The sequence below is a fragment of the Sphingobium sp. SA916 genome, assembly GCF_002894065.1.
GTDB lineage: Bacteria > Pseudomonadota > Alphaproteobacteria > Sphingomonadales > Sphingomonadaceae > Sphingobium > Sphingobium fuliginis.
This window is the reverse complement of the sequence record NZ_LXYF01000043.1, coordinates 50,198-61,476: the sequence shown is the minus strand read 5'-3', so window position 1 is coordinate 61,476 and position 11,279 is coordinate 50,198. Positions and strand designations below refer to the sequence as shown.

Here is an 11,279-nt window from a genome sequence, read left to right as displayed (position 1 = left end):
GCGGGCGCCGCCGTCTGGGCAGGAGGGGCAGGGCGCGGGGCTTGCGCAGGCTGCGGCCTCGCCGCGGCCTTGGGCTGGGGCGCATTGCCGGCAAGGCCGCGCCGCGCTTCGGCATTGGCGGGATCGATGGCCAGCACCCGGTTATAGGCCTGTCGCGCCAGGTCGCCGCGTCCCTTGGACTGCCAGTAGCGCGCCTGCTTGAGCAGCGGGGCGACACCCTGCACCTCCGCCTGCGCCAGGGGCATCGTCGCGATGGCCAGCAGCGGCAGGCCGAGGATGGAGATCGTCTTCTTCATGATCATTTCACCGCTTCGAGGCGCTTGGTTTCCTGCCGCTTGAACAGCAGATAGACCGGTGCGGAGATGAGGAAGGCGACCAGCAGGCCACCCAGGGCGATCAGGAACGGCCGCTGGCTCATCCAATAGGCGATCTTCATCCAGACCGGCAGCGATCCGACCCAATAGCCGTCGCCCACCGCAAAGCTCGCCATGCCTTCGCCGTCCACCACCGAAAGATCGCCCTGCACCTGCGCGTTGATCCTGGTGTCGTTGAGGCCGTTGACCAGCGCCGGCAGCGCTTCGGGATCGCTGGCCAGCAGCGCGACGACGCTGCGGCCGGTGTCGAAGGGCGACTGGAAGCCGACGATGCCGCTGAAGCTGTCGGACCCGGAGAAGAAGCCGTCGACCGTGCCGCTGTCGCTGCGCTCATAGGGGGAGAAGAGGTCGAAGGCCCGCTCCACCGGCGTGCGTTCGGTGACGCGCAGCCGGCCGTCCTGGTAAAAGACGGGCGCGCCGGAAAAGAGCGATTCCGACTGGGCGATCTGGACCGGGCCGATGACCAATATGTCCTTGCCCGCCATGCGCGCGGCATCGACCGACCGGGTGACGCTGGCCCGGATCGCGGGTGCGCCGGTCGCGTCCCCGAAACGGCCCATGACGTTCAGGAAGGCCTCGACCACGGCGGCCGTCGGATCGCCGGGCAGCAGGACGACCGTCTCCGCCATGTCGGGCCGCACGGTGAAGGGATAGCCCCCGCCCGCGAAGCTCGCCAGATTGGGCATGTGCAGCGCATGATAGGCGTGGCTGAGGTCGATCGAGCTTTCCGGCAAGATGCTGACGCGCACATTGTCGGGCAACATCCCCTCGCAGCGCTGCTTGGACTGGACCAGCAGATTATAGTCGAACACCAGCGAGTTCTGGCCGAACAGGTCGTAGCGCGGCAGCACGACGTCGGCGCGCGACGTATAGGCCGTGGGCCGTCCGCCGCCGAACCATTTGTCCCACCAATGTTCGCCGGTCAGCGGCAGGGTGGTCAGATATTGGCCGTTCATCGACAGGTCGAGGCGCGAGCGGGACTTGTCCAGCCAGGGGGCGGACGGATAGCGGTAGCGCAGGTCGAGCTTGGCCCCCTGGCGCGGCCAGAAGAACAGGTCGGGCGCGACATGGAAACCGGCGCTGAGCGGGCCGGGCGGCAGGCCGATGCCCTGCAGGGCATAGCGCGGCACGATCTCGCCCAGGCGCACCGGCCGGTCGGTGCGCAGCCAGCGCGGCGCGGAATAGCGGGGGAAGGAGGGCAGGCGCACGCCGTCCAGCGACGCGCTCGCCCCGCCCAGCATGCCCCGTCCGATGGCGAGCGCCGCGGCCGCCTGCTTCAACTGCTTCTCGTCGCTGCCGCTGACGATCAGCAACTGGCCCTCGCTGTCCACCGGATTGGTGATGATGGTGGCGGCGGACCCCCCGGGAAGGTTGATGCCGGGAATGCGGCGGCCCGGCGTCACGAACAGCACGGCGTTGCCGGCGGGGATCTGGCCAAAGCTGGGCTTGAAGGAATAGCCGCGATAGCTGGCCATGCCGCCGAACCAGGATGCGGTGCTGGCCGCCGCCTCCAGCTCGCCATTGGTGGGCTTGCCCGCGAAGACGAAGGGCAGTTTCAGCGCCACATTCTCGTTGCGGTCGAAAAAGGGCGCGGGCAGGCGCGCGAGGTCGGGCTTCAGCGGCAGCGACTGGGTGGTGATGTTCAGCACCGACCGCGTGTTGCTGACATTGGCCCAGAGCGAGCTGTGGAAGGGGTCTTCGCAGTCGCGGGTGTAATGGCCGATGAAGCGCAGGTTGAGCGAATTGTCGCCCGGCAGGAACAGCGCCGGGTTGATCGGCACGGTCACCGTCTGCGTCGTGCCGTCCGAAGGCCGAAGCGGCAGGGCGTTGACCACTTCTCCGTTCAGCAGGACGACGATCTGGCTGAGGTCGCCCAGCAGCGAGGGCGAGAAGTTGAAGGCCAGGGTCAGAGAGGCGCCGGTCACGACCTGATTGCTGCGCAGGCCGAAGGGAATGCCATATTCGCCGCGCGTTCCGGCGAGGCGGATGGGGTTCTTGACCTGCAGGTCCTTGAGCAGCAGCCGCTGCGGCTTGCCGCCCGCCGCCGGGACCGGCGTGGCCGCGGCGGGGGTGCTCGCCGGCACGGCGGGAACCGCATTGGCGGAAGTGGTGGCGAGCGCCCCGGCGGCCGCGGCGGCGGCCATGGCGCGCATCGCCTTCTTCCGGCGGCGCGGCAGGCGCCATATGTCGATGATCGTGTCGATGCCCACGCTGAAAATATCCCTGATGGATTTGAGGCCGGCGACCGGCGCCAGCGGCTTGTCCGATTGCCACGCATCGGCGCGGCCCATGACGGCGCGCACCAGATGACGGGCATGCACCATGTCGAGCGGCTGGAAGCGCAGCTTGGCCCGGCCGTTATCCAGGCGAACCGTGTCGACCGGAATGGTCAGCGTCTCGTCGCCCATCGGCAGCGAGATGTCCGTGACCTTGCGCCCCTGGAGCGCGAAACCGTCCGGCAGCTCCGCCGCCAGCCCGCCCAATGAAATGTCCACGGTCGTCCCGTCCACGACATAGCCGTCGTCGAAATAGAGCGTCACGGGCATTTGCGCGGTGATGCGGATATTCTCGCGTACCTGCCGCTGTTCCCGTGCGACCGAAATCGCCGCGATCAGGATCAGCAGGCTGAAGCTCGCCCATGCGGTGTTCAGCAGCACCGTGTCCCACTGGGCGTCGAACAGGAGGGGGAAGTTCAGCTTCACGAAGCCGAAGATCACGCCGAACACCAGCAGCAGCGCGGTGATGACATGCGGCCGCACCGTGGTGCCGTCGAAATAGGTCTGGTCCAGCAGGCCGCCCTTGTCGGTCACGTTGAACTTGCCCTTGCGCGGGTTCAGCAGCGTGAACAGCGTCGGCTTCACCAGATGGAAGGCGAGCAGCGTTTCGTAGATCTCGCCCCAGAAGGGCCGCCGGTCGCCGCCCTGGATGCGCTCGCTCGACATGGTGGAGATGAACAGGTGCGGCAGCGCATAGGCGAAGATCAGCGCGGCCGACGCATGGATGATGTTCTGTCCGCCGATCAGATAGGCGAGCGGCGACGTCAGGAACACGATGCGCGGCAGCGGAAACTGGAAATGCAGCATCGCGTTCAGGTAGCAAAGCCGCTGGTGCCAGTTCAGGCCCGGCCCGAACAGCGGATTGTCGATCCGCATGATCTGCGTCATGCCGCGCGCCCAGCGGATGCGCTGGCCGACATGCAGCACCAGCCGCTCGGTCGCAAGGCCCGCCGACAGGCGGATGCCGATATAGGCGGTGTTCCAGCCCATGCGCTGCAGTTTCAGCGCGGTATGCGCGTCCTCCGTCACCGTCTCGCCGGCAAAGCCGTTGGTCTGCTCCAGCGCGGATCGGCGGATGACCGCGCACGACCCGCAGAAGAAGGTCGCGTTCCACAGGTCGTTGCCCTTCTGCACCGCGCCGTAGAACAGGTCGCCTTCGCCCGGCAGTTCCTTCACATTGCCCAGGTTCCGCTGCACCGGATCGGGCGAATAGAAATGGTGCGGCGTCTGCATCAGCGCCAGCCGCGCGTCCTTCTGGAACCAGCCGACCGTCATCTGCAGGAAGGCGCGGGTGGGGACGTGGTCGCAGTCGAAGATCGCGATCAGTTCCCCGTCGGTCTTCTTCATCGCGGCGTTCAGATTGCCCGCCTTGGCGTGCAGATTGTCGGCCCGCGTCAGGTAGCCGCAGCCGGCCTGCCGCGCGAAGGCCCGGAATTCGGGGCGGCGGCCGTCGTCCAGGATATAGACGTGGAAGCGGTCGCGCGGATAATCCATGTCCATCGCCGCGAAAACCGTGTTCTGGACTATCGCCAGGCTCTCATTATAGGTGGGGATATAGACGTCGATGACCGGCCATTGATCGGGCTCGCCCTCGATCTCCACGACCGGGCGGTCCAGCGGCCAGCTCGTCTGCAACAGGCCCAGGACCAGGATGACCCAGGCGTAGAGTTCCGCCAGATAAAGGCCGGTGCCCAGCAGGGCCGCGGGCAGGCTGTCGAAGTCCAGCGTGTGCGTCGTGCGCCAGAACAGATAGCGGGTGGATACCAGCAGCGACAATATGCCGATGGCGATGGTCGACCGCTTGCCGGGCGAACGGTTGAACAGGATCACGCCCGCCATGGTGGTCAGCGCGAATATCCACTGCGATTCCAGGTCGAGCGGCACCGTCACCACGACGATGACGACGGCAGCCACGAAGAGCCCCGCCGCAAGCCTGAGAAGGGCCTGCGGGGCGAATTGGGAAGGGAGGGACATCAGGCGTCTCCTGTAACCTCGATGTTCGCCTCTCCCGGGGCGGGTTTCAGTCCGATGCGCTCTTCCACGGCGTCGGCGAACAGGCGCAGGTCCTGCAACGCGGCGCTCGGCGGCGCATATTTGCTGATGAGTTCGAACCGCGCGAGCGCTTCGTTGACGGCCTCGTCGCGGCGGATGGTGGCCAGCAACTGGTCCCCGAACAGGTCGCGAACGAAGCTGTGGCTGTGGCGCGACAGCTTCTGCCGGTCGTCCAGCTGGTTGAGGACGAAGACGGTGCGGTCCAGCTTCATCGCCGGGGCCGTCTCGCTCAGGCGGTTGAGCGTGGCGAGCGACGCGGCGGTGGGCAGAAGGGGACAGATATGCAGCACGCAGCGGGGCATCAGCAGTTCCAGCAGGTGCCGGTCCTCCGATGCGACATCGACGATCCAGATATGGCCGGGATCGAACATCCGCTCGAACTCCCGGTCCACCCGCGCCGCGAAGGCGGCGGAGCGGCTCTGGCCATGGCCCTGCATGACGCTGACCCCGAAGGCCACCAGCGGTTCGCCGCCGCCCGCGCCCCATTCCGGCACGGCCTGCGCCGGCATGAAGCCGAAATGCATCTTCAGCGAATCCTGGAAGGTGCAGTCGAGCGCGTTGACCTCATAGCCCTTGCCGGCAAGGTGCAGGGCGAGCTGGGCCGCCAGGAAAGTCGTGCCGGTGCCCCCCTTGGGCGATTGAAGCAGGATGACGGCCATCAATCCAGCTCCGAGAAGCGGTTGAAGAATTCCTTGAGGTCGACATTGTTCTTCGGCGCCGCCCGCCGCTGGGGCGCGCCATATTGGGCGAAGATCTGATTCGGCGCGGCCTGGGGCTGCGATGTCCTGGCGGCGGGGGCGGGCCGTTCGTCCTGCTGGACCTGCCGGACGGGCAGCCGTGCGGCGTCATCGCCCACCACCTTCTGGTCGCCCAGCACGGCCGCGAAAATGGGCCATAATTCCGTTTCCGAGAACCGGTCCTCAAATTCGCGATAGGCGAAGTCCTTGCGGTTCAGCTTCTCCAGCAGTTTGCGAGCATCGCGGCGCATTGGCCCCCCATATGCGTGAACGGTAAGTAGTTTGTTGCTTATAGCTAATTTACTATATCTTTCTTAATAGAATGACAGTGGGATGCGACAAAAAACTGAAAGCTGATATGGATCAAGAAAGATATGCCGATCGTTTCGCTAATAGACTGTTTCTGAACGGTATATGTCGGCAAATACATTCCACCGGGCTTTTCCGTCATGTCTCATCCGTAACGATCCGGGGCAGCAAGGATCGGTTTTGTGCCAATGAGATACAGGTGCGGCTCGATTCATGGCATTTTTTCCACCTGAACCGGATTGGATTATAAAGGGAATATCATGATCGGGCGGCTGGCGGATAAAGGCCGGTCATTTCCCTTGCGACCCGGACAAGTGTTAAACAAGCTGGAATCACTGGCGCATCATCGCCGGATAGGCGACTTCATCAGGACCATATCATGAAGTGGTGGCCGATCCCGCAAGACGGGGATCGGGCTTTACTACAAACCCTCGGCCTCGACCCAATGGGCGCCAGTGATCTCCCGCGCCAGTTCCCAAACCTGGCGGCGGATGTCGGGAACGGCGACGATTTCCCAATGGGCGCCGCGGGTCATCGGGCCGACGACGAAAAGGCGGGGCTGGGCCGATCCGTCGCGGGCTATGGCATGGCATTGGCGGTCGACATCGATGCCGATCGCCAACGGATCGGGGCGGATGTCGCCCCGCGATGCCAGGCGACGCAGCAACGGATCGTCGGTGCGCCGCAGGTCGCCCAGCGGGCCGGTGCAATTGACGACCCTGGCGAAGGCGACGGTCTCGCCCTCTTCCCGGCCACGACGACGCAGATGCACATGGATCGTGCCGCCCTCCGGAACAGCCTGCACGACCTTCGCGGCGCGGATTTCCAGCCGTCCTTCCGCCTGCATCGCCGCCAGCCGCTCCGCCACCTGCGGTGCGATGCGGTGGCGGTGTACGTCCCAATAGGGGCGCAGGTGGCGCAGGAAGCGGCTGCGCTCCTCCGCGCTGGCGGCCCGCCACATATCCTGGGTGAAGCGGCGAAGTTCATCCACGGCATTGCGCCAGCCGATTTCCGCGCTGCGCCTGCGCAGCGTCCGGACCAGCGTGGAAGCGGCGCCCTTCGGCCGGTCGCTGCGCGGCGCATAGGGGGGTGCCGGCGCATGGCTTTGTGGCGCCAGCCCACGGCGGGATAGGGCGACGATCCGCCCCCGGAACCCGGCACGATCCAGGCTGAGCGCGTAATCCACCGCCGTCAGCCCGCTGCCGAGCAGCAGCACCCGATCGCTGTCCTGCAAGCCCGCCGCGATGGTCGCCGCCCAGGGATCGTTCACATAGACGGCGTTCTCGGGGCCGTCCCTGTCGCGCAATCCGGCAAAGGCGGGCAGGTCGTGCGGCGGCAGATTGCCGGGCGCCAGCGCCACGATGTCGGCTTCGATCCCGCCCCCGGAACGCAGGACGACGCATATGCCGTCGTCGCGCAGCTGCAGGTCGACGGCATCGCCGTTCAATATGGTCAGCCTGTCCGCGGCCTGCCCCCGCATCTGGTCCAGCATGGCGCTGAGATAGGCGCCATAGTCGCGCCGGGTGGCGAAGCTGCCTTCCTGGCCCAGTCCCTGCTGCTTCAGCCAGTCGGTGAAATGATCGGGGCTGTCGGGCAAAGCGCTCATATTGGCGGCGCGCACGTTGAGAACATGGCCGGCATGCGCCGCTCCATAGGCGAGGCCCCGGCCCATCCGTTCTTCATGGCGCTCCACCATCGTCACGCGCAACGCACCATGACGAAGCAGGTTGATGGCGAGCAGCGTGCCGCTGAACCCTCCTCCGATAATGGCGGCGTGATCGACCTTCAGCATGGATCAGGCATTTTTCCATAACAGCGGTTGGCCCGGATGGCGCGGCGGACCATGGAAGAAGCAGGATCGCAACTGTCCCAACCCCTTCCGCCCGAACGAATTTCCCAAGCCTAGGAGCGGACAGGCAATAGGGGCAAGCCCCATTGTGGACAAGGGTCGCGGCAATGCCGATCCGGCGTCATGGAACGCCGTCGGCAATATGCTGTGCAACGGCATTTTGACGCATGGGCGGCCGCTCGCTACGGAGGCTGGCATGATCGCACTGCTATCCCCCGCCAAGACGCTTGATTTCGAACGCGCGCTGCCGCCCCTGCCCGTCACCACCCCGCATTTCGCCGAAGAGGCGCGCGACCTGGCCAGATCGGCCGCCAACCTTTCGCAGAAGCGGTTGTCGGAGTTGATGCATATCTCGCCGCGCCTGGCGAAGCTCAATGCCGACCGCTTCCGCGATTTTGCCGACTTGCCCGAACGGCAGGCTTTGTTCGCCTTCGCCGGCGATGTCTATACAGGTTTCGAAGCCAGTACGCTGGACGAAGCGGCGGTCGCCTTCGCGCAGGACCATGTCCGGATGCTGTCGGGCCTTTATGGCCTGTTGCGGCCGCTGGACGCGATCCGGCCGTACCGGCTGGAGATGGGGACGCGCTGGGCGCCGCGCCACAAGAAGCTGACCGACTGGTGGGGCGATCGCATCGCTGAACTGCTCCGCGGGCAGATCGCGGAGGAGGGGTCGGGCGTGGTCCTCAACCTCGCCAGCCAGGAATATTTCGCGGCGGTGGAAGGCAAGCTGGCGGGCATCCGCATCATCGACGTCGATTTTCGCGAGCCCGGTCCCGACGGACCGCGCTTCGTCAGTTTCAAGGCCAAGCGCGCCCGGGGCATGATGGCCCGATGGATGTGCGAGCATCGCATAACCGACGTCGATGCGATGCGCGGCTTCGACAGCGACGGCTATCGCTTCGATGCCGGGGAGAGCGAGCCCGATCGCTGGCGCTTCACTCGGGCCTGAGCGGGCTTGCCGCCGTTCCGTTGCTACGACCGCCCGGATGGCCGGATGGGAAGCGAGGTCGTGATCGCTCGCTTCCCACCCATGATCAGGATTTGGCGGTCGCGGCTTCGGACGTCTTTTCCTCGCCGCCCAGATGCGAACTGGCTGCTTCCAATGCCGCCTTCAGCGACTTGGGCTTGGCGGTTCCATTGGCCTTCGCAGGAGCGGCCTTCTTTACCGGGGCCTTTTCCTGCGCAGGGGCCTTGGAAGCGGCGGCAGCCTTGCCGTCCGCCTTGTCGCCCTTGGCGGCGGCGATCGAAAGGCGCTGGCGCGGCTCCTTCCTGTCCTTCCTGGCGGAGGCCGGCGCCGCGGCGCGATTGCTGCGGTTCGATATGACGGGGGCGGGCCCATCCTTCGCCTTGTTCGTCTTTGGCGCTGCGGCCTTAGCAGGCGCCGCGGCCTTCGCCGGCGCATCGGACCCGGCGCCGGGAGCAGCCCTTTCCGATGATTTGGGCGCTGCCGCCTTGGGCGCGGCGGCGGGGCTTGCCGGAGTGGCCGCTGCCTTCGCAGGGGCTGCGGCCTTCGTAGCGACGACCGGCTTACGGCCCAGGCCGGCCTTTTCCGCGACGGCGCGACGCGCCTGCGAATAGCTTTGCGCCACCAGCGGATAGGTGCTGGGCAGCTTGTAGCGTTCCCGATATTGTTCCGGCGTCAGGCCATGGGCGGCCAGATGGCGCTTCAAGGTCTTGTACGGCCTGCCGTCGATCAGGCTGAGGATATGATCGGGCGAGGCGAGGCTCTTGCGCACCGAAACCGCAGGCGTGAAGGTTTCGGCAGCGGGCTCGGCAATGGTCGCCGTGGCATTTTCCGTCAGCGCCGTGCGGGTGGTCTTGATCAGATCGGCCAGGCTTTCGCTCGGAACGCTGTTTCGCGAGACATAAGCGCTGAGCAACTGGACGGTAAGGGCAGTGATGTCGTTCTTGTCTTCGTCGGCCATGTGAGCGAACCCGTTTCAGGAGGATGTTAGCGCTATTTGCGCAAATCGACACAGATTGTAAATGTCGGATTTCCAGTAAATGGTCTTCTATGCCTGTATTTGCCGGCAATCGATCCAATGTCGGAAAGTCGATCCCGTTCCATGATCGTCAAATCGGCGTGCGTGATCGGGCATCAATCCTTCTCAATGACATCGGTCCTGGGCATGAGGCGGCAGTCGCGCCAGTTCCGGTCGCCCCTGGGCACGAAAGACACATAGTCGCCGTCGATGATGAGGGCCGCCCGGGGGCTTCGATAATATCGGCCCAGCGATATTGCCCCGCGTTTGAGCGTGAGCTGCCCGTCCTTCCAGACGACAGTGGCGCGGTCGGCATCGGCGCGGACGGAAAAGCGCCGTCCGGCGGCGCACTGGACCTCTATGTCGGCGTCCGGGCGTTGTGCGCCTGCCGGCGCGAGGGTCGCGGCCGCCGCCACTATGGCGGCCATCGGCATGAAGGCGCCGGGGAAAGAGCGGCATGTCATTGCTGGAGCCTTGTTGGAACGGACTTCCTCCCTAACTCGCCGTCGAGTCGTCGGTTCCTGTGGCGAGGGCGTTGGCGATCATGGCGGCCAGCGTCTCCTCCGCCCGCTGCTTGACGCCCGCATCCTTGGACAGCAGGTCGTGCCTGATCCATTGCGGCGCCCGACTGAGAATAGCCATGATCAGATTCGTCGTCTTCTCGTCCATGCAACCGCTATGCGGGCGCTGTTTGCTTCCGGCAACCGCAAAAGGAATCACCCAGATCAAGCTGCGCCTTGGGCGTCGCGGACAATGGCCGCCGCGGTCATGGCGGAACGGCCCCGCACCTTGACCGATGTTGAACCTGCGCGGTGCTGAGTTGTTGCGGCGTATCGCGAATTTTCGATGGGTTTGCCACGAAGCATGTCAGGCTATGAACCATGCCCGAACAGGTCGACGAAGATGCTGTTGCACCTCCATCCTGTTTTCAGCAATGATATTATATGAGAAATATTATTCGGGCATGGTCCAACCATTTATGGCGTGGCAGCTAGGCGTGTCGGCCCCGCTGCCAAAACGCGGGGGAAGTCTTCAGTCGTCCATCCGAATTAAATCACCGGATGAACGGGTCTGGGCCGCCCACGGCGCGGAGGTCGAAGGGGCTCTTGATGGAGCATCGATCTTCTCGTGCCTGTAGAAGGGCTCGACGACAAGCTTGTTCCTCTCGCTATCGAGGTTGCGTTGCAGTTCCTGCGACTATTCGTCCGACGTCTCCCTAAGTCGATGGGAAAAAGATCGATGAGGCCCGATTCCATGAGGAACGATTTACCGCTTGGCCAAGCCGCGGGGCATCGATGCTCGCAGCAGCCTGTTCATTGCCGAATGGCGAATGCCTTGCGCTTTACCGTGAATGTCTCGCGACGGCGGAGCCAATGCTGCACCGGCCGGTCCAGCAGGGCGAAGCCAGGGATGGACGCAAGCATGGCCATCGGCAGCATGGTGATCGCCAAGGCAATATCGCTTGCGGCCCCGGCGCCTGACCACCTTTCCATGAATGTGATCATCGGCCGGTGAACGAGATAGAGAGCGAAGGAGGCCGCTCCCAGCGATTGCAGCCCAGGCTGGCGGAGCAGATGCGATAATGCGCCCTGACCATGGGCGAATATCAATATCAGGACAGCCATCGGCGGCAGGAAGATGAGCTGGTAGCGAAAAGCGAGGGGAACTGCGAACCATTCCACGGCGACCATGGTCGCCGG

General features: G+C 65.1%; 10 protein-coding genes. 1 reads left to right on the top strand and 9 read right to left on the bottom strand.

Features of this window, described 5'->3' with window-relative positions; genetic code table 11:
• The 5 genes from A8G00_RS14160 to A8G00_RS14140 all read right to left on the bottom strand — a co-directional run.
• On the bottom strand, positions 1 to 296 hold a 296-nt coding region (locus A8G00_RS14160; protein WP_146032595.1), incomplete at its 3' end, for a hypothetical protein.
• 2 nt (positions 297 to 298) lie between these two features.
• A complete protein-coding gene (gene bcsA / locus A8G00_RS14155) occupies positions 299 to 4,624 on the bottom strand; it encodes a UDP-forming cellulose synthase catalytic subunit (RefSeq protein WP_103000953.1) in 4,326 nt (1,441 codons plus the stop codon).
• Entirely contained in the window at positions 4,624 to 5,361 is a 738-nt protein-coding gene (locus A8G00_RS14150) for a cellulose synthase operon protein YhjQ/BcsQ (protein ID WP_025550001.1), read from the bottom strand. Before A8G00_RS14150 ends, bcsA begins: the two co-directional genes overlap by 1 nt.
• On the bottom strand, positions 5,361 to 5,690 hold the full coding sequence (locus tag A8G00_RS14145) for a hypothetical protein (RefSeq protein WP_061935063.1): 330 nt from the start codon (positions 5,688 to 5,690) through the stop codon (positions 5,361 to 5,363). The genes A8G00_RS14150 and A8G00_RS14145 overlap by 1 nt, the downstream gene beginning before the upstream one ends.
• 479 nt (positions 5,691 to 6,169) lie before the next feature.
• Complete coding sequence (locus A8G00_RS14140) at positions 6,170 to 7,540, bottom strand: FAD/NAD(P)-binding protein (RefSeq protein ID WP_103000952.1); 1,371 nt, start codon at positions 7,538 to 7,540, stop codon at positions 6,170 to 6,172.
• A gap of 253 nt (positions 7,541 to 7,793) precedes the next feature.
• Here A8G00_RS14140 and yaaA point away from each other — a divergent pair, with 253 nt between their 5' ends.
• Complete coding sequence (gene yaaA / locus A8G00_RS14135; RefSeq protein ID WP_099187046.1) at positions 7,794 to 8,546, top strand: peroxide stress protein YaaA; 753 nt, start codon at positions 7,794 to 7,796, stop codon at positions 8,544 to 8,546.
• 85 nt (positions 8,547 to 8,631) lie between these two features.
• Here yaaA and A8G00_RS14130 read toward each other — a convergent pair whose 3' ends face one another.
• The 4 genes from A8G00_RS14130 to A8G00_RS14115 all read right to left on the bottom strand — a co-directional run bounded on the left by A8G00_RS14130 (position 8,632) and on the right by A8G00_RS14115 (position 11,270).
• Positions 8,632 to 9,522, bottom strand: coding sequence for a MucR family transcriptional regulator (locus tag A8G00_RS14130; protein WP_099186596.1), 891 nt, complete (start codon positions 9,520 to 9,522; stop codon positions 8,632 to 8,634).
• A 173-nt stretch (positions 9,523 to 9,695) separates the two neighbouring features.
• A complete protein-coding gene (locus A8G00_RS14125; protein ID WP_099186595.1) occupies positions 9,696 to 10,043 on the bottom strand; it encodes a hypothetical protein in 348 nt (115 codons plus the stop codon).
• A 31-nt stretch (positions 10,044 to 10,074) separates the two neighbouring features.
• Positions 10,075 to 10,248: a hypothetical protein gene (locus A8G00_RS25210; protein ID WP_170825604.1), complete on the bottom strand. Its 174-nt coding sequence runs from the start codon at positions 10,246 to 10,248 to the stop codon at positions 10,075 to 10,077.
• 644 nt (positions 10,249 to 10,892) lie between these two features.
• Complete coding sequence (locus tag A8G00_RS14115; RefSeq protein ID WP_044661060.1) at positions 10,893 to 11,270, bottom strand: hypothetical protein; 378 nt, start codon at positions 11,268 to 11,270, stop codon at positions 10,893 to 10,895.
• Between the last annotated feature and the right edge of the window lie 9 nt (positions 11,271 to 11,279).

Excerpts from the sequence above, each read along its gene's own strand:
- A8G00_RS14140 (WP_103000952.1), bottom strand. The coding sequence starts at position 7,540 with ATGCTGAAGGTCGATCACGCCGCCATTATCGGAGGAGGGTTCAGCGGC.
- A8G00_RS14130 (WP_099186596.1), bottom strand. The coding sequence starts at position 9,522 with ATGGCCGACGAAGACAAGAACGACATCACTGCCCTTACCGTCCAGTTG.
- bcsA (WP_103000953.1), bottom strand. The coding sequence starts at position 4,624 with ATGTCCCTCCCTTCCCAATTCGCCCCGCAGGCCCTTCTCAGGCTTGCG.
- A8G00_RS14145 (WP_061935063.1), bottom strand. The coding sequence starts at position 5,690 with ATGCGCCGCGATGCTCGCAAACTGCTGGAGAAGCTGAACCGCAAGGAC.
- A8G00_RS14125 (WP_099186595.1), bottom strand. The coding sequence starts at position 10,043 with ATGACATGCCGCTCTTTCCCCGGCGCCTTCATGCCGATGGCCGCCATA.
- A8G00_RS14150 (WP_025550001.1), bottom strand. The coding sequence starts at position 5,361 with ATGGCCGTCATCCTGCTTCAATCGCCCAAGGGGGGCACCGGCACGACT.
- A8G00_RS14115 (WP_044661060.1), bottom strand. The coding sequence starts at position 11,270 with ATGGTCGCCGTGGAATGGTTCGCAGTTCCCCTCGCTTTTCGCTACCAG.
- yaaA (WP_099187046.1), top strand. The coding sequence starts at position 7,794 with ATGATCGCACTGCTATCCCCCGCCAAGACGCTTGATTTCGAACGCGCG.
- A8G00_RS25210 (WP_170825604.1), bottom strand. The coding sequence starts at position 10,248 with ATGGACGAGAAGACGACGAATCTGATCATGGCTATTCTCAGTCGGGCG.